We start from the raw sequence: 21,919 nt of genomic DNA, 5'->3' as shown, positions 1-21,919 counted from the left end.
TAGGCTCTCCGCGCCCCCCTGCCATGCGAGCTTTGCCCTGATGACTGTCCGCAACGCGACCCGTGTCCTCCGCCTGGTCATCGCGTGGGGACTGCTCGTCGCCCCGGCACTCATCCCGCTGCACGCCGAGACCCATCCAGGCCAGGCCGCGCTGGTGCGCGAGGTGGCTCGCGATACCGGCAAGGATCCGGCCGCACTGAACCGCCTGCTCGACGGCGCCAGCAAGCAGCAAAGCATCCTCGATGCGATCAGCCGGCCGGCCGAAGCCAAGCCGTGGCGGGACTACCGGCCGATCTTCCTGACGCCGCAGCGCATCGCCGACGGCGTGGCGTTCTACCGCGATCACCGCGCCCTGCTCGAACAGGTGGGCCAGCAGTACGGCGTCGCACCGGAATACATCGTGGCGATCCTCGGCGTGGAGACCAACTACGGGCGGCTCACCGGCAAGTACAAGGTGCTCGATGCGCTGGTCACGCTGGGCCTGTACTACCCGCCACGGGCAAAGTTCTTCCGCGAGCAGCTGAAGGTGCTGCTGGAGCTGCCTGACAACCATCTGGCCGGTCCGCTGGACACCCTGATGGGCTCGTACGCCGGCGCGCAGGGCTGGGGCCAGTTCATGCCATCGAGCATCCGCGACTTCGCGGTGGATGCCGATGACGACGGTCACATCAATCTGGTCGATTCGCTGCCGGACATCGTGTCCAGCGTCGCCAACTACTTTGCCCAGCATGGCTGGGTTCGCGGTGGCCCGGTCGCCATGCGCGCGCAGCCCGATGCGGCGGCGAAAGCGATCACGGCCGACGACACCAGGCCGCACTGGTCGCTGGAGCAGCTGGAGGCCTGGGGCTACGCGCCGCTGCAGCCGGCCAACCCCGGCGAGCTGACCGGCCTGCAGACGCTGGAAGGCGCGAACGGGCCGGAGTACTGGTTCACTTTCCAGAACTTCTACGTGATCACCACCTACAACCGCAGTCCGCTTTACGCCATGGCCGTCTATCAGCTGGCGCAGGCGATCGATGCCGGTGTGAAGGCGGCGGATCGCCAGCCGTGAGTCGGATCGGAGCACTGCTGGCGGTCGCCACGGTCCTGCTGCTGACCGGCTGCGCGGGCCATCGCACCCGGCCGGCGGCGCACCATGGATCGCGGGGGACGGCCGCAACCGGGCAGGAGGCGGGTGCTCCGACGGGCGCGCCGACCGGCGACGATCGCTTCCGCGACGACATCAGCCGTAGCCAGGCGGACCGCTACAGCGAACAGGCGGACAGCGTGCCGTCGGGTCCGCCGCCGGACGTGGACAAGCTGCCCGAACCGGTGCCGCACTGGGAGCCGCGTTCGACCTATGGCAACCGGTCGCCCTACACCGTGCTTGGCCACACCTACCGCGTGCTGTCGAGCGCAAAGGGTTACGACGAGCGCGGTATCGCTTCGTTCTACGGCAACAAGTTCCACGGCTACAAGACGTCCAATCTCGAGAACTACGACATGTACAAGTTCTCGGCGGCGCACAAGACGTTGCCGCTGCCGAGCTACGCGCGGGTCACCAACCTGGCCAACGGCAAGAGCGTGATCGTGCGGATCAACGACCGCGGCCCGTTCCACGACAACCGCCTGATCGACCTCTCCTACGCGGCGGCGGTGAAGATCGGCATCTGGCCGAAAGGCACCGGGCTGGTCGAGGTGCGCGCTATCGATCCGGCCCATCCGGAGCGCACGCCGCCGCCCGCCGCAGTGGTGAATGGCCAGGTCAAGACCGCCCAGCCCGCCGCACATGGGGAACCTGCGACCGGTGCGCCGGTCCCTGTGCTCGGCAGCAAGCCGTCGATCTACCTGCAGGTAGGGGCTTTTTCAGACGCGTCGAACGCCGAACGCCTGGCCGAGCGGCTGCGCGCGGCGAAGCTCGGCGACGTGCAGGTGATCCAGGCGCAGAGCGGCGGACGAACCATTCGCCGCGTGCGCGTCGGACCTCTGCCAGATGCTGAACAGGCCGACGTCATCGCGCGCCGGATCGAGGCCATGGGTCTGCCGCATCCTCAGGTCGCGGTAGACTGAACGGTATTTCTCATGCGACGGCGCCATGTCCGCCGTCCCCAGCCAGACGGGATTGAACACAACGATGAGCTTTTTCCGCCGTACCCTGGTTTCGTTCGCGGCCGCCGCCCTCGTGGCCGGTTCCGCCATCGCCCAGCAGGTCCCGCCGCCGCCCTCCCCGGTGCCACGCCCGGCCGCGCCCGAGGTGCCGGTTCCGCCGCCGCCGGACGTGGACGGCAAGGCCTGGGTGCTGATGGATTACGCCACCGGGCAGATCCTCGCCAGCAAGAATGCCGACGAGCGCGTCGAGCCGGCATCGATCACCAAGATCATGACCGACTACGTGATCTCGGCCGAGCTGGCCAATGGCCGCATCCACATGACCGATCCGGTGACGATCAGCGAACACGCCTGGCGCGCCGGTGGTGCAGGCACCGACGGCTCCACCAGCTTCCTGAAGCTGGGCAGCCAGGTGCCGCTGAAGGACCTGCTGTACGGGATGATCATCCAGTCGGGTAACGACTCGGCGATCGCGCTGGCCGAGCACACCGCCGGCTCGGAGGAAGCGTTCGCGGGGCTGATGAACGCCTATGCCAAGCAGCTGGGCATGGTGAACACTCACTACTCCAATGCGTCCGGCTATCCGGTGGCGGACCATTACACCACCGCGCATGACGTGGCGATCCTGTCGCGGGCGCTGATCCACAATTTCCCCGACGACTACGCCATTTCGGCGATCAAGCAGTTCGAGTGGAACGGCATCAAGCAGGGCAATCGCAACGCCCTGTTGTGGCGCGACCCCAGCGTGGACGGCATCAAGACCGGCCACACCGCCGCCGCCGGGTACTGCCTGGCCGCCTCGGCCAAGCGCGGGGACTCGCGCATGATCGCCATCGTGATGGGCGCCAGCACCGAGAAGGCCCGCGCCGACTCGGCCATGGCCCTGCTCAACTACGGCTTCAGCTTCTACGAGACCCACCGCTTGTACGAGGCCGGCAAGCCGCTGGCCACGCCACGCCTGTGGAAGGGTCAGGCCGATACGTTGCCGCTGGGCGTGACCGATCCGGTGCTGGTCACCGTCAAGCGCGGCCAGTACGACAAGCTCAAGGCCACCATGGACATCCCGGCCACCCTGATCGCCCCGTTCAAGAAGGGCCAGCAGGTCGGCACGCTGCGCATCACGCTCGACGGCCAGCCGGTGCAGAGCGTGCCGCTGGTGGCTCTGGCCGATGCGCCGCAGGGCGGGTTCTTCTCGCGGCTTTGGGATTCGATCCTGCTGTGGTTCCATGGCAGCGGCAAGAAGGCCGACGCGGACGCGAAGTGATGCAAGAGATCGATTTCACCCAGGCGAAGAAGGACGGCAAGGGCTTCCAGTTCCCCGGCGAGTTCGAGATCACCGCCATGGGCAACGCTGGCGCCGACCTGCCGGTGCACGTGCCGCGGCTGCTCGAGGGCGCCGGCCTGCACGTGCTGCACGAGACGGTGCGCTACAAGCACTCGGCCGGCGGCAACTACGTCTCGGTGACGGTCAGTTTTCGCGCCCAGACGCGGGAACAGTACGACTCGGCCCACACCGTGCTGCGGGCCGATCCGGACATCCGCTACACCCTGTGAGCGCCCGCTGCCGGGTTTTCACGACGGGGAACGCGCCGCGCGCGTTCCCCGTTTGTTTTGGCGCCCGCCACCCTTGAATCGACCCGGCCGCCCCCTGATCTCACCCACATTTCCCCCGGTCCACCCAGGTTCCACCCCATGTCCCTGCCCCTGAAGATCCGCCGTCTCGGCCGTCAGCCCTACGAGGCGACCTGGAAGGCGATGAGCGAGTTCACCGACCGCCGCACCGCCGACACACCCGACGAGCTGTGGCTGCTCGAGCACGACCCGGTATTCACCCAGGGCCAGGCCGGCAAGGCCGAGCACGTGCTGGCGCCGGGCCATATCCCGGTGGTGCAGGTGGACCGGGGCGGCCAGGTGACCTACCACGGCCCGGGCCAGATCGTCGGCTACCCGCTGATCGACCTGCGCCGGGTGGGCGTGGGCGTGCGCGAGCTGGTGCACCGGATCGAGCAGTCCATCATCGATACGCTGGCGCACTGGAACATCGGCGCCGAGCGGCTGGAGGGCGCCCCCGGCGTCTACGTGGCCGGGGCCAAGGTGGCCGCGCTGGGCCTGCGCGTGCGGCGCGGCTGCAGTTTCCACGGGCTGGCCTTCAACGTGGACATGGACCTGGAGCCCTACCAGCGCATCAATCCTTGCGGCTACAAGGGTTTGGCGGTGACGCAGGTGCTAGACTTGGGCGGTCCGTCGCGCCTGGCGGACGTCGAAGACGTGCTGATCGGCGAGTTCTGTCGCCAATTCGGCTTCGACGCCGAGCCGGCCGCCCCCCAACTCCCCGAACTCCCCGCGCGCGCCGCGGTCTAGGCCCGAGCACATGAGCGAATCCTCCGCCACTCCCACCAAGACCATTCCGATCCAGACGGTGTCTGCGCCGGTGGTCGAAAAGCAGCTCGGCAACGACAAGATCGCGCGCAACCGCGCCGGCTTCGACACCGAGACGCCGACCCTGCGCAAGCCGGGCTGGATCCGCGTGCGCCTGCCGCAGGGCAATGCGGTGCAGGAGCTGAAGTCGCGCCTGCGCCAGAACGCCCTGGTGACGGTGTGCGAGGAGGCCTCCTGCCCGAACATCCACGAGTGCTTCTCCAAGGGCACCGCCACCTTCATGATCCTCGGCGAGGTGTGCACCCGGCGCTGCTCGTTCTGCGACGTGGCCCACGGCCGCCCGGCGCCGCCCGATCCGCTGGAGCCGGCGCGCCTGGCCGAGACCATCGCCGACATGCGTCTGAAGTACGTGGTGATCACCTCGGTCGACCGCGACGACCTGCGTGACGGCGGTGCCGAGCACTTCGCCAGCTGCATCCGTGCGGTGCGCCATGCCGCCCCCGGGATCAAGATCGAGATCCTCACCCCCGACTTCCGCGGCAAGGGCCGCATGGAGCGGGCGCTGGAGGTGATGAAGGATTTCCCGCCGGACGTGTTCAACCACAACCTGGAAACCGTCCCGCACCTGTACCGCGAAGTGCGTCCGGGCGCCGACTACCAGTGGTCGCTGGACCTGCTCAAGCGCTTCAAGGCGCAGCACCCGGACGTGCCGACCAAGTCCGGCATCATGCTGGGCCTCGGCGAGACGTACGAGCAGGTGATCGAGACCCTGCGGGATCTACGCGCCCATGACGTGGAAATGATCACCATCGGCCAGTACCTGCAGCCGACGCCTCATCATCACCCGGTGGTGCGCTACTGGACGCCGGACGAATTCGACGCGCTGCGTCGGGAAGGCGAGGCGATGGGTTTCCACCACGTCGCATCCGGCCCGCTGGTGCGTTCCTCCTACCACGCCGACCTGCAGGCACATGCCGCGGGCGTCACCGAACTTGCCTAAAGGGACCTGCATGACCCTCCGCCCCGCGCTTGCCCTGCTGATCGCCTTCACCTTCGCCGGCAGCGTCCCGGGCGTGCATGCCCAGGACAGTGCGGCGCCCGCCGGCGCCGCCTCCACGGCCCCGGCGCCGAAGTACGCCACCCTGCCGCTGGAGCCGACCGCCACCGAGGCGGACGCCGCCCAGCTCTCCGCGCGCTTCCTCACCCGCTTCCACTACGACGCGCAGCCGCTCGACGACGCGATGTCGGCGCGCATCTACAAGAAGTACCTCGACCAGCTCGACGGCGAAAAGGTGTTCTTCACCCAGGAGGACCTGGCGAAGTTCGCGCCGCTGAAGACCCGGCTGGACGATGCGATCTGGAACAAGGATCTCACCGGCCCGTTCTCGATCTTCAACCTCTACGTGCAGCGCGCCAAGGAGCGCATGCACTACGCGCTGGGACTGCTGTCCAAGGGCTTCGATTTCACCAAGGACGAAAGCTACGTCGTCGACCGCGAGAAGGCCGACTGGCCGAAGAACCAGGCCGAGCTGGACAACCTCTGGCGCGAGCGGGTGAAGAACGACTGGCTGCGCCTGAAGCTCGCCGGCAAGGACGAGGCCGAGATTCGCAAGACGCTCACCAAGCGCTACAACACGCTGCTGGACCGCATCAAGCAGCTCGATGGCGAGGACGCGTTCCAGAGCTTCATGACCGCCTACGCGGAAACCACCGACCCACACACCGACTACCTCGGCCCGCGCCTGGCGGAGAACTTCGACATTTCGATGAAGCTCTCGCTGGAGGGCATCGGTGCGGTGCTGCAGGCGCGCGACGAGTACACCCAGATCCGCGAGGTGGTGCCCGGTGGCCCGGCGGCCAAGTCCGGCAAGCTGCACGTGGGCGACCGCATCGTGGCGATCGGCCAGGACAACGGCCCGATGGTCGACGTGATCGGCTGGCGCCTGGATGACGTGGTCGCCAAGATCCGTGGCAAGAAGGACACCACCGTGCGGCTGGAGATCCTGCCCGCCGACGCCGGTCCCGACGGCAAGCACGAGCTGGTGACGCTGGTGCGCAAGAAGGTCGTGGTCGAGGAGCAGGCGGCCAAGTCCAAGGTCATCGACGTGAAGGACGGCGACGTCACCCGCAAGATCGGCGTGATCGAGCTGCCCACCTTCTATGCCGACTTCGCCGCCCGCGCCAAGGGCGATCCGAACTACAAGAGCGCCACCCGCGACGTCGCCAAGCTGCTCACCAAGCTCAAGGCCGATGGCGTGCAGGGCGTGATCGTGGACCTGCGCAACAACGGCGGCGGTTCGCTGGACGAGGCCAACGAGCTCACCGGCCTGTTCATCGACAAGGGCCCGGTGGTGCAGGTGCGCAAGGCCGACGGTGATGTCGAAGTCGAGGGCGACGACCAGCCGGGTCTGGCCTGGAGCGGTCCGATGGCCGTGCTGGTCAACCGCGGCACCGCCTCGGCCTCGGAGATCTTCTCCGCGGCGATCCAGGACTACGGTCGCGGCCTGGTGATCGGCGAGCCGACCTTCGGCAAGGGCACCGTGCAGAACCTGGTCGACCTCGACCGCTTCGCCCAGACCGCCGGCGAGAAGCCGCAGATGGGCGAGCTGAAGATGACCATCGCCGAGTTCTTCCGCATCAACGGCGGCTCCACCCAGCTCAAGGGCGTGACGCCGGACATCCAGTACCCGAAGAACGGCGACGAGAAGGATTTCGGCGAGTCCACCTACGACAACGCGCTGCCGTGGACGCAGATTCCGCCGGCCGACTACAAGCCGGTGGCGGACCTGAAGGCCTACCTGCCGCAGCTCACGCAGATGCACGACGCGCGCGTGGCCAAGTCGCCGGCGTGGAAGCTGATGCTCGACCAGCTCGCGCAGTACAAGAAGATGCGCGACAAGACCACCATCTCGCTCAACTACGACAAGCGCCTCGCCGAGCGTAAGGAGCTGGACAAGATCCAGGCCGACTTCCTGGCCCGGCGCAAGGCGATCGACGGTGACGCGGTGCCGTCCAACCCGGACAGCACGCTGGACGACGGCCTCAACGCCAACGAGCGCAGCCTGAAGTCCGAGCTCAAGGCCGAGAAGGAGGCCAAGGAGGCCAAGGACGTGGAGCTGGACGAGACCGCACACATCCTGTTCGACGCGATCGGCCTGATCCAGTCCAATCCGAAGCTGGCCGCCGAGGTGCTGCCCTACGGCGGCAAGTTCTCCGAGCGCACGGTGGCGGCCGCGCCGACCCCGGCCGCGGCAACAGCGGAGACGCGGACCAAGCCCTGAGGCGCTCCGCCTCGAGGGATAAAAAAGCCGGCGCCTGCGCGCCGGCTTTTTCATGGGCCCGGTAGGAGCCCGCTCGCGGGCGATGCTTTTCTGCTTCGATGTGGATCAGGAGCAAGAGCATCGCCCGCGAGCGGGCTCCTACGGGGGCGTCAGGATTTGGCGTCAGCCTTTGCCCGGGCCTGCTTCTGCTGCTCCAGCCACTGCTGGAACGCCTGCACGTGCGGCATCTCGCGCAGCACCTTCGAGTGCGGGTCGGCGATCACCAGCGTGCCCGGCGCAGCGTGCACCTCGCCATGGCCATCGGTCATCGGCAGCGTCTGCACCGTGTGGCCGACCTGCACGTCCAGCGGCATCGGGAACGGTTCGCCGTGCTCGGTCTGCCAGTGGAACGCGAGGGTGTCGCCGTGGCGTTCCTCGATGAGCTTCGGCAGCGCGGCGTCGTACAGGTACACCTTGAAGAACCAGCCATAGTCCTTGCCGGTGACCCGGTCCACGATGTCGATGTAGTCCTTCGTGGTCGCGTAGCGCGGCTGGAAGTTGCCGGGCTTCGGGTCGGGGCGGCCGTAGACCAGCTCGCGGATGGAGGTGAAGAACGCGTCGTCGCCGATCAGCTGGCGCAGCGTGTGCAGCAGCAGCGCGCCCTTGTTGTAGATGTCCTGGCCCGGGCCGGTCTTGGGGTTGTAGACGTCGTCCTCCGTGCGCCGCTCGCCGGAGACGATCGGCTTCTGGTCGCGCACCATCATCCGCAGCTGGTGCAGCCAGTCGAAGTAATCCATGTCGCCGTACAGGTACTGGCTGTAGAGCGGCTGCATGTAGGTGCCGAAGCCCTCGTGCAGCCACATGTCGTCCCAGTTCGAGTTGGTGACCTGGTTGCCGAACCACTCGTGCGCGAATTCGTGCTGCAGCAGGCGGTCGAAACCGAAGCCGTCCTTCACGTAGTGGTTGCCGTAGGCGTTGATGGTCTGGTGCTCCATGCCCTTGTGCGGGGTTTCCACCACGCCCATCTTCTCGTCGCCGAACGGGTAGGGGCCGATCTCCTGCTCGAAGAAGTCCAGCATCGGCTTGAAGCCGGCAAACAGCTCCTTCGCCTGTGCCTCGTGCTCGGGCAGGTACCAGAACTGCATCGGGATGGTGTTGCCGTAGCGGCTGGCGTAGTTGCCCTTGAGCTCCTTGAACGGCCCCACGTTGATCGTGATCGCGTAGGTATCCGGGTGCTTCGCACGCCAGTGCCAGGTGCGCGTGGCGCCATGGTTCTCGATGCCGACCAGCACGCCATTGCCGGGCGCGGCGAGGTCCTTCGGCACGGTGACCCAGGTGTCGACCAGGTCGGGTTCGCCGGTGGGCTGGTCGATGCACGGCCAGAACAGGTCGCAGCCCTCACCCTCCACCGCGCTGGCGACCCAGGGCTTGCCGCCGGGTGTGGTGGCCCAGACGAAGCCACCGTCCCACGGCGCGTTCTTCGCCACGTGCGGTGCACCGGCATAGCGCACGCCCACGGTGACCTGGTCGCCCTTGGCCAGCGCGTGGGGCAGGGTGACCTTGAGGCGTCCCTCGGGATTGCTCCAGCTGCTGGCCGGCATCGGCTTGCCGTCCACGGTGACCTGCGAGATCGGCAGTTCGCGGTCCAGGTCCAGCACGACCGCATCGGTGGGCGCGAGTGCGGTGAAGGTGAGTCGCGCATCGCCGGCCAGCCGCTTGTGCGGGATGTCCAGCGTGAAATGCAGCTCGGCATGGTCGAAATGCACCCGCGTCTGCTCCACCGGCATCGGGCCGCCCGAGCTGAGCGTCAGCGCGGTCAGTGGCGGCTGCTTGGCCGGGGCATCCGCCGCGTAGGCATGCGGGGCGAGCACGAGAGTCAGCGCGGCGCAAAGCGGCAGCAGGGCAGGGCGAAGGGTCATCGGTGCATCTCCGGCAAGCGACGAACAAACCCCGAGCATGCCGCCCCCATGGGGGCGGCGAGTGCGCCAGAAGTCATGGCTCGCGCCCGCGAGGATTGCGGGCGCGACACTCAGCCCGTGTAGCGCGCGGCGAGGAAATCGAAGAACGCGCGCAGGCCCATCGCCTCGCCACCGCGCGGGCGGCCCGGGCGGTCGCCGTCGTTCCAGGCGTAGGTGTCCAGGTGCATCCACGCCTGCGATTCGGGCACGAAACGCTCCAGGTACAGCGCGGCGGTGATCGCCCCGGCATGCCGCGAGGCGCCGGAGTTGGCCATGTCGGCCAGGTAGGAGTCGAGCATCTTGCGGTACGGCCGCCACAGCGGCAGTTGCCACAGCGGATCGGCGGTGCGCTTGCCGGCGGCGAGTACTGCCTCGGCCAGCTCGTCGCGGTTGGCGAACAGTGCCGGCAGGTCCGGGCCCAGCGCCACGCGGGCGGCGCCGGTGAGCGTGGCGAAGTCGACGATCAGGTCCGGCTTCTGCTCGCTGGCATAGGCCAGCGCGTCGCACAGGATCAGCCGGCCCTCGGCGTCGGTGTTGTCCACCTCCACGGTGATGCCGGCGCGGGTGGTGATCACTTCGCCCGGACGCATCGCGTTGCCGCTGACCGCGTTCTCCACCGCCGGCACCAGCAGGGTCAGCCGCACCGGCAGCTTCGCGTCCATCACCAGGCTGGCCAGCGCGATGGCGTGCGCGGCGCCACCCATGTCCTTCTTCATCCAGCGCATGCCGTCGCCGCCCTTGAGGTTCAGGCCGCCGGTGTCGAAGCACACGCCCTTGCCGACGATCACCAGTTTCGGATGGCTCTGCTTGCCCCAGCTCAGCTCGATCAGCCGCGGCTCGCGATGGCTGGCGCGGCCCACCGCGTGGATGGTGGGGAAATTGTGCTTGAGCAGTTCGTTGCCCACCCAGTCGCGCACCTTGGCCTTGTGCGCCTTGCCGAGCTTGTGCACGGCGTCACCGAGCTGCTCGGGTCCCATGTCCTCGGTCGGCGTGTTGACCAGGTCGCGCACCAGCGCGGTGGCTTCCACCAGCGGCGTCAGCGCCTTGAGATCCCCGGCCGGCACGGCCAGCGTCGCCGGCGCGCGGCGCGGCTTGCGGTAGCGGGTGAACTGGTAGGCGCCCAATGCCCAGCCGAGTGCGGCCTGCCGCGCATCCAGCGTCACACCCTCGTCGGCGAGGTGGTAATGGCCGGGCGGCAGCGACATCGGCAGGCCGGCCAGTGCGCCGAGCGGATCGGCCGGGTCCACGCCCACCAGCACCCGCGCCAGCTTGCCGCCGGCATCGGCCAGCAGCGCCTGCGCGCCGGGGGTGGCCTCGAACGTCCATTCGTCCAGCCAGCGTTTCTGCGCGGCGCTCAGACGCTTGCGCGCGGCGGCCAGGGTGGCGGGCGTGACGGTTTCGATGGGGAGGCTGCGGCGGTCGCTGCGCTTGCGTTCGATCAGGACGGACATGGTGGCTCCTTGGCGTCGCGCCGCGAGGGCGCGCTGACGGAAACGGTGTCCCGGCGGATCGGGGAGCGCGCCGGCGATGCCGGCACGTGCGGGACAACGCGACATGATGCGCGCTTCGTACCCGTGCTGGCTACGCGTGGGCGTCCAGCCAGTCGGCCAGCGCGGTCATGTCCGGCAGGTCCAGCTCGGGCGGATCGCCGAGTTCGGCCGGCCAGGGTTCGCCACGGCGGTTGATCCACGCCACGCGCAGACCGACGGCACGGGCGCCGGCCACGTCCAGCGCCGGGTCGTCGCCGACGTGCAGCACTTCGTGCGGGGCCGCACCCAGTCGCTCCAGCGCAGCGCGGAAGATCGCCGGATCCGGCTTGGGTGCGCCGATCTCCCGCGCGCTCACGTGATGCCGGAAATGCGCGGCGATGCCCACGCGCTCCAGGTCGGCATTGCCGTTGGTGAGCGCGGCCACCGGCCAGCGGCCGGCGATGCGGCGCAGCGCGGGCAGGCTGTCCTCATAAAGCTCCACCGCGTTGCGCGCGGCGAAGTACACCTCCCACAGCGCATCCACCGGGGCCTCGTCGATGCCGCAGGCGGCGAACGCGTAGCGCATGGTGAGGTGACGCTGGGTGGTGAAGTCGTGCGCCAGGTCGGTGCGCTCGGCGGCGATGCGGGCGCGCAGCTCGCGCATCGCCGGAATCGGCCAGGCCTCGGCCACGGCCGGATGATGCGTGCGCAGCCACGCGTGCACGTCCTGGTCGGCGCGTTCCAGCGCCGGCCACACCGGCCACAGGGTGTCGTCCAGATCCAGCGTCAGTGCGCGGATCGTCACGCCCGGCACGCTCAGCGCGGGCTGACCACCAGCACCTGGCCCGGCTTCACGCTGTCGCTGCGCAGATGGTTCCAGCGGCGCAGGTCGGCCACCGTCACCGAGTGCTTGTGGGCGATCGAGGAGAGCGTGTCGCCACGCCCCACCTTGTACGACTTGCCCTTCAGCTGCGGCTGCGAAGCGCTCGCGTCGACCCTGGCGAAGCGCTGGTCGGACGAGGACTCCACCGTGGTCGCCTGGCCATCCACCCCGGCGAGGCTGGCGCGACCGGCTTCGTCGGCCTTCTCCTGGGCGTCGTGGGCGCGGCGCTCTTCCAGCGCCTGGCGTGCGGCCAGGGTGCGCTCGGAGGTCGGCGCGCGGGCGGCGCCGGCGGCGTAGGTCGCGCCCGGTGCGGCGATCGGCGTGGCGGTCGGCTGGGCCACTGCGCGCGCGCCCACCTCGGCGAGGATCTTGCCGCGGCGCGAGGCGTCCATCGAGGCGAGCATGGCGCCATCCTGGTACGGCACCAGGTCGTGGCGACGGATCACCTCGGCACCGGTGGGGGAGTTGGCGAAGTCGACGAAGGCCTGCGCCTGCGCGGCCTTCGGGCCGGACGAACGGGTGATCAGGTAGAGCGGGGTGTACAGCGGATAGCTGCCGTTGGCGACGTTGGCGCGGGTCGGCGCGACGCCGTCGATGCGCAGCATCTTCAGTTTCGGGTTACCGACCACGTTGGACAGCGTGGTCGCGCCCAGGCCCTTGGTGTCCAGCGCGATGCCCTGCTGCAGCGACGTGGTGTTGAGGTACTGGCGCGGCGCGGCCACCGGCTGGTTGCCGCGGCCGAACAGCAGGGTGCGCAGGCTGTATTCCACGCCGTCGGCCGGGCTGGCCACCGCGTTCACGTCGATCGGCTCGTTGCGGCCGCCGACCTGCGACCAGTTGGTGATCTTGCCGTAGTAGATGTCGTGCAGCTGCTTGAGCGTGAGGCTGCTCACCGGGTTGGACGGGTGGGTCACCATCACCAGGGCGTCCCACGCCACCGGCGTGAAGGTCAGGCCGGCCTCGTTCGGATCCATGCTGGCGCCGCGCGCGGCACCGGCGATGTCGGCCGAGCCCAGGCGCACCGCGTCCAGGCCCGAAGCGGTATTGAACGGCTGCACCGTCACGCTGCCGCGGCCGGCGCGCTGCCAGGCCTTGGCCATGTCGTCCACCACGCCGTGGGCCACGGTGACGTCGCCGCGCCAGATCAGCGCCGGGCCGCCCGCGTGTGCCGCGCCGTGGTGGCTGGAGGTGTGCTTCGTCCTGGCGACGACGGAGGTGGCAAGGCAGAGGCCGACGAGGGCGACCGGCAGCAGGCGGACGGGACGGAAGGACATGACGGCGGACTACCTCGAGGACGTGCTTTGGGATGGCGTCGTGACACGACGCGGCGCCTTGCGGTCCATCGCATGGCAGCGAGGGGGCTATTTCATCGGTCCACCCCGTAAACATCAAGCACACACGAGGGCTGGCGTTAAGGAAGCGCCGCGGCTGTGCGCCGCTTCACTGTGCGTTTGTGCGCCGGTCGTCAGGGCCGGGGCCGCGCGAACCGGTCGCACGGCCCCTTGCGCCTACTCGATCACCACGTAATGCATGCCATCGTCGTCGGCCACCGCCAGCGCGAGCTGGCGCGGATGCACGCCGGCCAGCCCCTGCAGGCCGCGCACGCTGGTGATGCGACGGTTGCCCACGCCGATCACCAGGTCGCCCTTCTGCAGGCCGCTGCGCGCGGCGAGACTGCCGGGCCGCACCTCGGTCACGCGCACGCCGGCCAGCCCCTGCGAACGATCGCCCTGGCCGAGATCGCTGAAATCCACGCCCGCCAGCCGCGGGTCCAGCCGCGCACCGGCCAGGGTCGCCAGTTTTTCCGCGGCCAGCGTGGCGCCCACCTCGCGCTCCTTGCCGTTGCGCATCAGTTCCAGCGTCACCCGGCTGCCCAGCGGCAGCAGGCCCTCGCTGTTGCGCAGCTCGTTGCTGTCGTGCAGCGGCTTGCCGTTGAGCGCGGTGATCACGTCGCCGGGCTGGATGCCGGCCGCATCGGCGGTGGACCCATCGGCCACGCGCGTCACCACCGCGCCCTCGGTGCCGGACACGCCGAGCAGGCGGGCGATGCGCGGGGTGATGTCCTGCGTCTCCAGGCCCAGCGTGCCGCGCTGCACCCGGCCGTGCGCGATCAGCTGCTTCATCACGTCGCCGGAGAGGTTGGTCGGGATGGCGAAGCCGATGCCCGCGCTGGCGCCGGACGGCGAGAAGATCATCGAGTTGATGCCCACCAGCTCGCCACGCAGGTTCACCAGCGCGCCGCCGGAATTGCCCGGGTTGATCGAGGCGTCGGTCTGGATGAAGTTCTGGTAGTTGGTGCCGCCCAGGCCCGAGCGGCCCAGCGCCGAGACGATGCCCGAGGTCACCGTCTGGCCCAGCCCGAACGGGTCGCCCACCGCCACCACGAAGTCGCCCACCTGCAGCTTCGAGGAGTCCGCCATCGGCAGCGCCTCGAGGCCGCTGGCGTGGATCTGCACCACCGCGATGTCGGTGTCCGGATCGGTGCCGATCAGCGTGCCCTTGAAGTTGCGCCCGTCCTGCAGCGTCACGGTGATGTCGTCCGCGCCGCCGACCACATGGTTGTTGGTCAGGATGTAGCCCTTGTCGGCATCCACGATCACGCCCGAGCCCAGGCTCTGCTCGGTGCGCTCGCGCGGCACGTCGGGCAGGCCGAAGAACTGGCGGAACAGCGGGTCGCTGAAATACGGGTCGCTGACCTGCACGCGGGTCTTGGTGGAGATGTTCACCACCGCCGGCGTCACCTTCTTCAGCATCGGCGCCAGCGACGGCAGCGGCTGGCCGTCGACCGCGGGGGGCAGGGTGGCGCGGCTGGCAAGCGGCAGCGCACCCAGCAGCAGGGCGCAGCACAGGACCAGCCCGCGCCCGAGGCGACGATTCGGGAGCTTCATGCATTCCTCCTTCGTGAAGTGGTTCGAGGGGCGGCGACGCGCATCGCGCATCGCGAACCGGGATTCGACTGTCGGCGACGGCGAGGGTTCCGGCGCGTCGCATGCGTGGACGGCGCAGGTGATTTCCGGCCGGGCCGCGCCACGTCGCGGCTTCGCCGCCGATGCCTGCCGCGACATGCTCTACCGCGCTGTCGCCGAGGCGTCAAAAAGCGCAAAAAATTCTTTACTTCGCGCCGGCCCGGCGGTACGGTCTCCATCCGTTCGCAACCACAACATCTTGTGTGCGCGTCCTGGGGTTCTACCCCAAAGCTGGTGTGGTAATGGTTGTCTCTCGAGGGGGCGGCCGTTGCAACGAGCGATGCCGCCAGGCGATCTGCCCATGGCCCCGTGGCGGGCCCGATGCAGCACCGGCGAGTCGTTGCGAACGGTCGAGTCGACAAGCAACTACATGCCGTCGTGAGGCGGCATCCGGAGGTCAGTAAACCGATGAGTACCGCTCGCGCGCCAGCAGTGGGTCGCGATGCCGTGCAGATTCCTCTGCAGCCGGCGTCCTTCGACATCTGGGACAAGAAGTACCGTTTGAAGAACAAGGCCGGCGAACCGGTCGACGACAGCATGGACGGCACCTACCGCCGCGTCGCGCGCGCCCTGGCCGAGGTGGAAGCCACGCCGGAACTGCGCGAGCACTGGTACGAGCGTTTCGTCTGGGCGCTGCGCCGTGGCGCGATCCCGGCCGGCCGCATCACCTCCAACGCCGGTGCGCTGGAGCACAAGCCCGCCACCAGCACCATCAACTGCACCGTCTCGGGCACCATCCGCGACTCCATGGACGACATCCTGGAGAAGGTGCACGAGGCCGGGCTCACGCTGAAGGCCGGCTGCGGCATCGGCTACGAGTTCTCCACGCTGCGTCCGCGCGGCGCGTACGTGTCCGGCGCCGGCGCCTACACGTCCGGTCCGCTGTCCTTCATGGATATCTACGACAAGATGTGCTTCACCGTGTCCTCGGCCGGTGGCCGTCGCGGCGCGCAGATGGGCACGTTCGACGTCAGCCATCCGGACGTGAAGGAGTTCATCCGCGCCAAGCGCGAGGATGGCCGCCTGCGCCAGTTCAACCTGTCGCTGCTGGTCACCGGCGGCTTCATGGAAGCGGTCGAGCACGACGAAGACTGGCCGCTGGTGTTCCCGATCCACGTCAAGGAGCAGGGCGACCTCGACCTGGACGACCCGACCAAGGTCGTCTGGCGCGAGTGGCCGACCCACGACAACTACGTGGAGCGCGAGGACGGCCTGGTCGCCTGCAAGATCTACGGCTCCATCCGTGCCCGCCACCTGTGGGACATGATCATGGTCTCCACGTACGACTACGCGGAGCCCGGGTTCATCCTGATCGACAAGGTCAACGAGATGAACAACAACTGGTGGTGCGAGCACATCCGCGCCACCAACCCCTGCGGCGAGCAGCCGCTGCCGCCGTACGGCTCGTGCCTGCTCGGCTCGGTCAACCTCACCACCTTCGTGCGCGACCCGTTCGGCCCCAAGGCCCGCTTCGACTGGGACGAGTACCGCGAAGTGGTGAAGGTGTTCACCCGCATGCTCGACAACGTGGTGGAGATCAACGGCCTGCCGCTGCAGCAGCAGCGCGACGAGATCATGGGCAAGCGCCGCCACGGCATGGGCTTCCTGGGCCTGGGGAGCACCCTCACCATGCTCAAGATGCGCTACGGCTCGGACGACGCGGTCAGCTTCACCGAGGACGTCTCGCGCGAAATGGCCGTGGCCGGCTGGGAAGTGGCGCTGGAGCTGGCGAAGGAAAAGGGCCCGGCCCCGATCCTGGCCCGCGAGTTCACCGTCACCGGCGACATGCTGCGCAAGCGTCCGGAGATGGTGGCCGACGGCTACAAGGTCGGCGACACCATCCCCGGCCGCGTGCTGCACGCCAAATACAGCCGCTACATGCAGCGGGTGGCCAGCGTGGCCCCCAACCTGGTGAAGGAGCTGGCCGAGGTCGGTGCCCGCTTCACCCACCACTCCTCGATCGCGCCCACCGGCACGATCTCGCTGTCGCTGGCCAACAATGCCTCCAACGGCATCGAGCCCAGCTTTGCCCACCACTACTCGCGCAACGTGATCCGTGAGGGCAAGAAGTCCAAGGAAAAGGTGGAGGTGTTCAGCTACGAGCTGCTCGCCTACCGCGAGCTGATCAACGGCAAGGCCATGCCTTACGCCAACGAACCGGACGCCAAGCTGCCGGACTACTTCGTGGCCGCCGACGACATCAGCCCGAAGGAGCACGTGGACATCCAGGCCGCCTCGCAGAAATGGATCGACTCGTCCATTTCCAAGACCGCCAACGTCCCCACCGACTATCCGTACGAAGACTTCAAGGACATCTACTTCTACGCGTACAAACAGGGCCTCAAGGGCTGCACCACGTTCCGCTTCAACCCGGCCGCTTTCCAGGGCGTGCTGGTGAAGGAAGCCGACCTTGAGAACACCCTCTACCGCTTCGAATTGGAAGACGGTAGCGTTGTCGAACTGAAAGGCAATGAGCAGGTGGAGTACGACGGTGAAATGCACACCGCGGCAAACCTCTTCGATGCCTTGAAGGAAGGCTATTACGGCAAGTTCTGAGTGCTCGGACCAGGCTCGGCGCACCGGTTGTAGTCTTGTCCGTGGCGACTTCCGCCACGGACGCACGGCAAGCACCAATAACAGTCGGAGGGGAACCCCAGCATGTCCATCGATACCGAAGTGAAAGACGTACCGGCCGCCGACGCGGCTCCCGCAGCCGAAGCCGCCGCGCCGGTGGTGACTGCGGCGCCGAAGAAGGCTCCGGGCAAGAAGAAGCCTGCCAAGAAGGCCGCGGCCAAGAAGGCGGCTCCGAAGAAGGCGGCCGCCAAGAAGGCTGCGCCGAAGAAGGCCGCTGCCAAGAAAACCGCCAAGAAGGCGGTGAAGAAGGCCGCGGCCAAGAAGGCGGCCCCGAAGAAGGCGGCCGCCAAGAAGACGGCCAAGAAGGCAGTGAAGAAGGCTGCGCCGAAGAAGGCCGCTGCCAAGAAAGTCGCCAAGAAAGTCGCCAAGAAGGCGGTGAAGAAGGCCGCCCCGAAGAAGGCTGCCAAGAAGGTCGCCAAGAAGGCGGCACCGAAGAAGGCTGCAAAGAAGGTCAGCAGCAAGAAAGCGGTGAAGAAAGCCGCTCCCAAGAAGACGGCCAAGAAGGCCGCCGTGAAAAAGGCCGCCCCCAAGGCAGCCAAGAGGTCCACTGCCAGCAAGAAGGCGAGCGTCAAGGTGGCGAAGGCCAAGAAGCCCGCCGCCAAGAAGGCCGCCCGCAAGAAGTAAGTCGTGAACGCAGCCGGCCCGGTCCGCCGGGCCGGCTGTCTTTTCTCCACGGGAGAGAAGGCTGGGCCTCGCCCATCCATCCCGCCGCCTCCTGATCGTCATTCCGGCGAAGGCCGGAATCCAGCGTCTTCAGGGGGCCGGACACCAGGTATCTCCCAGCGCCGCGCGCCGACTTATCCGCCAACCATCCAGACAAGAAGCACACACCATGGCGATCAAGATCGAAAAGAAAATCAAGGGCTACGCCGTCGTCAAGCCCGAAGACAAGGCCGCGCCGGCCGCTGCCTCCACTCCCGCCGTGCCCGAGAAGAAAGAGGCGCCCAAGGCGGAAGTCATCCAGATGCACGAAAGCGTCGAGCGCCCCGAGCAGCTCGTCGGCGAAACCTACAAGATCAAGTCGCCGCTGTTCGAGCACGCGCTCTACGTCACCATCAACGACATCGTGCTCAACGCCGGCACCGCGCACGAGCAGCGCCGCCCCTTCGAGATCTTCATCAACTCGAAGAACATGGACCACTTCCAGTGGATCGTGGCGCTCACCCGCATCATCTCCGCCGTGTTCCGCAAGGGCGGCGACGTCACCTTCCTGGCCGAGGAGATGAAGGCCGTGTTCGACCCGCGCGGCGGCTACTTCAAGGCCGGCGGCGTCTACATGCCGTCCATCGTGGCCGAGATCGGCGCGGTGATCGAGCAGCACATGAAGCACATCGGCCTGATCGTCGACCCGGAGATGGACGAGGCCACCAAGCGGCTGATCGCCGAGAAGCGCGCCGCCTACGAGCAGGCCAGCACCCCTGTAGGAGCGGCTTCAGCCGCGACCCCTTCCAGCGGCAACGCCGAGCCCACCGCCTCCGGCTTCCCGCCCGGCGCCACGATGTGCGCCAAGTGCAATACCCAGGCGCTGGTGCTGATGGACGGGTGCCAGACTTGTTTGAATTGTGGGTATTCGAAGTGCGGGTGAGCAAACAGCCCTGAGGGCGCACAATGATGGGCAACGCTTCCGGTTCTACGAGTTTTGTCAACGCGAAATTTGCCGAGATCGATAAGCTTGCACATGAAGTGCAGGCTCGCCTGTGGCATCGCTACAAGAAGTTGAACGGTGGTAGTAGGCCGGACGACGCGACTGTGGTACTGGAGCCTGGTGTTGCTTTGGCCGAGCGCGGGTATCGGATCCAGTCAGTAAGCTCTCTTGGCGAGATGTACGTTAATGGTGTCAAGCGCGAAGTTGCTGGCTGCATAAATCCACAATCTCGAATCGTGTCTATTTCGCAACTGTTTGAGCCTCCGCTGCAGAGGTTTACGTTAGCGCATGAGTTGGGTCATGAGATTTGCCATCCCGGGGTTATCGAGCTGCATAGGGATGTGCCGTTGGAGAAGGCTGGTCAATCGAGAGGTTGGAAGGAGATTGAGGCGGATCGTTTTGCATCCAGCTTTTTAATGCCAGAGCGCCTTGTTCGCAGGCAGTTTTCTGAGTGCTTCCGCGTTGAGTTTATTGAGCTCTCAGAAGAAATGGCATATGCCTTGTGCGGGGTTGGTGCGGATCTCGTGCGTGAGCGGTATAAAAGCATCCGCGCAATCGCCATGTTGGTTGCAGCAACTGGCCAGTTCAATGGCAGATTCTTTGCGCCGCTCAATTCTCAGTTCAGGGTCAGTAGGACGGCGATGGCGATCCGCTTAGAGGATCTTGGCCTAATTCGCTACTAATTCATGACCTCCGGTCCCTTTTCATTTGCGTCCGGTGTGCTTAATTTTCTTTGGCTGATTGGCCTGCTAACAAATCTTTGACTCGGAGTGGGCGTAAGTCATGGCCGATAGCGCTAAAGGAAGCACCGAAACCACCCTCCCCGTATGCGGCTTGGTGATGCCGATATCCGCGATGGACGGGTACACCGAGCAACACTGGGCAGATGTTAAAAAGATAATTAATGAGGCAATTGATCCTGCGCAATTTATCGTTAGGCTGGTTAGCGACTCGGATGAGTCGGGAATAATTCAAAAGCGCATTGTACAGAATCTCTATGATAACGATGTCGTTATCTGCGACGTGAGCGCTAAGAATCCTAATGTGATGTTCGAGCTGGGGCTTCGGCTCGCCTTCGATAAGCCAACCATAGTCATTAAGGATGATTTGACTAATTACTCTTTCGATACTTCGCCAATCGAGCACCTCGGTTATCCCAGGGATCTTCGGTACGGAAGTGTCGTTCAATTTAAAGAAAAGCTCTTCACAAAAGTTAAAGCTACGTATCAGGCGTATAAATCTGATCCGGCATATTCAACCTTCTTAAAGAATTTTGGCGAGTACCGAGTTCCGAAACTGGATCAAAAGGAAGTCTCAAACGAGGTTTTCCTGACCAAGATGATTCAGGACCTCAGTGCGCAATTAAACTCCTTGCGGAGAGATGTTCGGTCTTATGCGAGCTCGAAATCTAGTGAGTGGGCGAATTTAGATCCAAAGATGATTTCCTCGGCAAGAGAGCGCGTCGCTGAACGTGAGATTAGTTTGCAAATCCGAAATTATCTTGCAAGTATTGGAGAGCGAGCGGATACAGAATACTTGACACCGGAGCAAGAGGCGGGGGCGATTGATTTTTTAGAGAATATTCCGTCTGTCCGTAATGTTTGCGGCGATCCTCACTTCTTGAGAGAGTTGGTGAACCGGAAGGTGCTCCCCTTTTAGCTGGACAACAAAGCAGGGGTCGCCATTTGGTCGACTAAATGGGGCGTGGCTAAACAAATGCGGCCAAATTTACCCTCTTGATCTTGGATAAAGTTTCTCAAATTGAGGACATGCACATGTTGAGTTGGCTTCGCTCTGCAGGAGATAAAGCCCGCCTCGATCAAGAGCTCCAAAGACTCGGCGCAGCACCGACATCATTACCGTCTAAGATGCGTGAAGACTTGGTTGCCGTGGTCCAAGCTGAAATTGACTCCTACAGGGCTGAGGTGCCACCAACAAGCGTCTTCCAGGCGTTCTTTGATGACGCATTCCGTCTTGCTGCCGAGATTCCACTTATTATCGTGGCGGAAAAGAAATTGGCGATCAGTTCAATTGGTGATGAAGAGTACGAATACTTAATTGAAACTATTCGAGGTGGTGACGTCGGGAGGAGGGATAGAATGGTGCGCGCGATTTATACAGCTTGTATAAAGTGGGTGCAGCACCAGCATCCTGAATTCACTCGCGAGATATCGAAGTGAAAAACTGGGGTCAGAGTGCACTTTCCCGCGGAAAAACTGGGGTCAGAGTGCACTTTCCCGCAGAGTAGAGTAAAACCAGGGGTCACCATTTCGCCGCCGGGGTCAATAGGCACGTAGTTGCCCGCCCCCGGCGTTGCCGAAGAGTAAGTGCCCGTCGTGCCGCTGACCACCAGCCGCTGTGTTTCCGGCGGCGCCAAGATCGCGCCAGTCACCATTCTGGCTAGGGCCGCGCAAGCGGCCCTTTGTTCCAAACACTCATCGGTCATCGCGGATACCGTCCAGGTGCGCGTCGTGCGTCGCACAGAGTCTCGGGCTTTAATCCCACCCTTGGGTGGCTCGGTCCGCGTGCGGTCCTGCGTGCAACACGGGTGCCGGCGGTCGCGACCTTTCAGAGTGCTGGCTCGTGTCCAACCCCAGGTTCCGGCCTGCGACCGCCAGCGTGATCAGCCGAAGGCGC

At 66.1% G+C, this 21,919-nt stretch carries 18 protein-coding genes; 13 read left to right on the top strand and 5 right to left on the bottom strand.

Features of this window, described 5'->3' with window-relative positions; genetic code table 11:
* The first annotated feature begins 40 nt into the window (after positions 1 to 40).
* The 7 genes from mltB to C693_RS0119320 all read left to right on the top strand — a co-directional run bounded on the left by mltB (position 41) and on the right by C693_RS0119320 (position 7,748).
* Complete coding sequence (gene mltB / locus C693_RS0119350) at positions 41 to 1,051, top strand: lytic murein transglycosylase B (protein WP_017463936.1); 1,011 nt, start codon at positions 41 to 43, stop codon at positions 1,049 to 1,051.
* A complete protein-coding gene (locus C693_RS0119345; protein ID WP_017463935.1) occupies positions 1,048 to 2,049 on the top strand; it encodes a septal ring lytic transglycosylase RlpA family protein in 1,002 nt (333 codons plus the stop codon). The genes mltB and C693_RS0119345 overlap by 4 nt, the downstream gene beginning before the upstream one ends.
* A 64-nt stretch (positions 2,050 to 2,113) precedes the next feature.
* Positions 2,114 to 3,352, top strand: a complete 1,239-nt coding sequence (locus tag C693_RS0119340; protein WP_017463934.1) for a D-alanyl-D-alanine carboxypeptidase family protein — start codon at positions 2,114 to 2,116, stop codon at positions 3,350 to 3,352.
* Positions 3,352 to 3,642 carry a DUF493 family protein gene (locus tag C693_RS0119335; protein WP_017463933.1) on the top strand — a complete coding sequence of 97 codons (291 nt, stop codon included), beginning with the start codon at positions 3,352 to 3,354 and terminating at the stop codon, positions 3,640 to 3,642. Before C693_RS0119340 ends, C693_RS0119335 begins: the two co-directional genes overlap by 1 nt.
* Positions 3,643 to 3,780: 138 nt before the next feature.
* Positions 3,781 to 4,449, top strand: a complete 669-nt coding sequence (gene lipB, locus C693_RS0119330; RefSeq protein WP_017463932.1) for a lipoyl(octanoyl) transferase LipB — start codon at positions 3,781 to 3,783, stop codon at positions 4,447 to 4,449.
* Positions 4,450 to 4,459: 10 nt separating this feature from the next.
* Entirely contained in the window at positions 4,460 to 5,467 is a 1,008-nt protein-coding gene (gene lipA, locus C693_RS0119325; protein WP_017463931.1) for a lipoyl synthase, read from the top strand.
* Positions 5,468 to 5,477: 10 nt separating this feature from the next.
* Positions 5,478 to 7,748, top strand: a complete 2,271-nt coding sequence (locus C693_RS0119320; RefSeq protein ID WP_017463930.1) for a carboxy terminal-processing peptidase — start codon at positions 5,478 to 5,480, stop codon at positions 7,746 to 7,748.
* Positions 7,749 to 7,897: 149 nt separating this feature from the next.
* Here the strand turns inward: C693_RS0119320 and C693_RS0119315 are convergent, their stop codons facing one another.
* From C693_RS0119315 to C693_RS0119295, 5 genes are all read right to left on the bottom strand, one after another.
* A complete protein-coding gene (locus C693_RS0119315; RefSeq protein WP_017463929.1) occupies positions 7,898 to 9,646 on the bottom strand; it encodes a M1 family metallopeptidase in 1,749 nt (582 codons plus the stop codon).
* Between the two features lie 110 nt (positions 9,647 to 9,756).
* Positions 9,757 to 11,136 (bottom strand): leucyl aminopeptidase family protein, encoded by a 1,380-nt coding sequence (locus C693_RS0119310; protein WP_017463928.1) that lies wholly within the window; start codon positions 11,134 to 11,136, stop codon positions 9,757 to 9,759.
* A gap of 130 nt (positions 11,137 to 11,266) precedes the next feature.
* Positions 11,267 to 11,959 (bottom strand): HAD family hydrolase, encoded by a 693-nt coding sequence (locus tag C693_RS0119305; protein ID WP_017463927.1) that lies wholly within the window; start codon positions 11,957 to 11,959, stop codon positions 11,267 to 11,269.
* An 11-nt stretch (positions 11,960 to 11,970) separates the two neighbouring features.
* The gene (locus C693_RS0119300; protein ID WP_017463926.1) at positions 11,971 to 13,311 is read right to left on the bottom strand and encodes a substrate-binding domain-containing protein; all 1,341 of its coding nucleotides are present in this window, start codon (positions 13,309 to 13,311) and stop codon (positions 11,971 to 11,973) included.
* Between the two features lie 234 nt (positions 13,312 to 13,545).
* On the bottom strand, positions 13,546 to 14,925 hold the full coding sequence (locus C693_RS0119295; RefSeq protein WP_017463925.1) for a DegQ family serine endoprotease: 1,380 nt from the start codon (positions 14,923 to 14,925) through the stop codon (positions 13,546 to 13,548).
* 486 nt (positions 14,926 to 15,411) lie between these two features.
* Between C693_RS0119295 and C693_RS0119290 the strand changes: the two genes are divergently transcribed.
* The 6 genes from C693_RS0119290 (at position 15,412) to C693_RS23885 (ending at position 21,462) form a co-directional block, all read left to right on the top strand.
* Entirely contained in the window at positions 15,412 to 17,559 is a 2,148-nt protein-coding gene (locus C693_RS0119290; RefSeq protein WP_043599335.1) for an adenosylcobalamin-dependent ribonucleoside-diphosphate reductase, read from the top strand.
* Between the two features lie 102 nt (positions 17,560 to 17,661).
* Complete coding sequence (locus C693_RS23895; protein WP_017463923.1) at positions 17,662 to 18,261, top strand: hypothetical protein; 600 nt, start codon at positions 17,662 to 17,664, stop codon at positions 18,259 to 18,261.
* Between the two features lie 208 nt (positions 18,262 to 18,469).
* Positions 18,470 to 19,222: an NrdJb gene (locus C693_RS0119280; RefSeq protein WP_017463922.1), complete on the top strand. Its 753-nt coding sequence runs from the start codon at positions 18,470 to 18,472 to the stop codon at positions 19,220 to 19,222.
* A 26-nt stretch (positions 19,223 to 19,248) separates the two neighbouring features.
* Positions 19,249 to 19,965 carry an ImmA/IrrE family metallo-endopeptidase gene (locus C693_RS23235; protein ID WP_157798668.1) on the top strand — a complete coding sequence of 239 codons (717 nt, stop codon included), beginning with the start codon at positions 19,249 to 19,251 and terminating at the stop codon, positions 19,963 to 19,965.
* A gap of 100 nt (positions 19,966 to 20,065) precedes the next feature.
* Positions 20,066 to 20,941, top strand: a complete 876-nt coding sequence (locus C693_RS23890) for an RNA helicase (protein ID WP_157798667.1) — start codon at positions 20,066 to 20,068, stop codon at positions 20,939 to 20,941.
* Between the two features lie 116 nt (positions 20,942 to 21,057).
* Positions 21,058 to 21,462: a hypothetical protein gene (locus tag C693_RS23885; RefSeq protein ID WP_157798666.1), complete on the top strand. Its 405-nt coding sequence runs from the start codon at positions 21,058 to 21,060 to the stop codon at positions 21,460 to 21,462.
* Positions 21,463 to 21,919: the final 457 nt, after the last annotated feature.

It is taken from the genome of Dyella ginsengisoli LA-4 (genome assembly GCF_000334915.1).
Classification (GTDB): Bacteria; Pseudomonadota; Gammaproteobacteria; order Xanthomonadales; family Rhodanobacteraceae; genus Dyella_A; species Dyella_A ginsengisoli_A.
The sequence above is the reverse complement of the archived record's forward strand: the minus strand, read 5'-3'. Positions and strand labels throughout refer to the sequence as shown.

Coding starts and splice junctions, on each gene's coding strand:
- mltB (WP_017463936.1), top strand. CDS start 41: ATGACTGTCCGCAACGCGACCCGTGTCCTCCGCCTGGTCATCGCGTGG.
- C693_RS0119340 (WP_017463934.1), top strand. CDS start 2,114: ATGAGCTTTTTCCGCCGTACCCTGGTTTCGTTCGCGGCCGCCGCCCTC.
- C693_RS0119335 (WP_017463933.1), top strand. CDS start 3,352: ATGCAAGAGATCGATTTCACCCAGGCGAAGAAGGACGGCAAGGGCTTC.
- lipB (WP_017463932.1), top strand. CDS start 3,781: ATGTCCCTGCCCCTGAAGATCCGCCGTCTCGGCCGTCAGCCCTACGAG.
- lipA (WP_017463931.1), top strand. CDS start 4,460: ATGAGCGAATCCTCCGCCACTCCCACCAAGACCATTCCGATCCAGACG.
- C693_RS0119320 (WP_017463930.1), top strand. CDS start 5,478: ATGACCCTCCGCCCCGCGCTTGCCCTGCTGATCGCCTTCACCTTCGCC.
- C693_RS0119315 (WP_017463929.1), bottom strand. CDS start 9,646: ATGACCCTTCGCCCTGCCCTGCTGCCGCTTTGCGCCGCGCTGACTCTC.
- C693_RS0119310 (WP_017463928.1), bottom strand. CDS start 11,136: ATGTCCGTCCTGATCGAACGCAAGCGCAGCGACCGCCGCAGCCTCCCC.
- C693_RS0119300 (WP_017463926.1), bottom strand. CDS start 13,311: ATGTCCTTCCGTCCCGTCCGCCTGCTGCCGGTCGCCCTCGTCGGCCTC.
- C693_RS0119295 (WP_017463925.1), bottom strand. CDS start 14,925: ATGAAGCTCCCGAATCGTCGCCTCGGGCGCGGGCTGGTCCTGTGCTGC.
- C693_RS0119290 (WP_043599335.1), top strand. CDS start 15,412: ATGAGTACCGCTCGCGCGCCAGCAGTGGGTCGCGATGCCGTGCAGATT.
- C693_RS23895 (WP_017463923.1), top strand. CDS start 17,662: ATGTCCATCGATACCGAAGTGAAAGACGTACCGGCCGCCGACGCGGCT.
- C693_RS0119280 (WP_017463922.1), top strand. CDS start 18,470: ATGGCGATCAAGATCGAAAAGAAAATCAAGGGCTACGCCGTCGTCAAG.
- C693_RS23235 (WP_157798668.1), top strand. CDS start 19,249: ATGGGCAACGCTTCCGGTTCTACGAGTTTTGTCAACGCGAAATTTGCC.
- C693_RS23890 (WP_157798667.1), top strand. CDS start 20,066: ATGGCCGATAGCGCTAAAGGAAGCACCGAAACCACCCTCCCCGTATGC.
- C693_RS23885 (WP_157798666.1), top strand. CDS start 21,058: ATGTTGAGTTGGCTTCGCTCTGCAGGAGATAAAGCCCGCCTCGATCAA.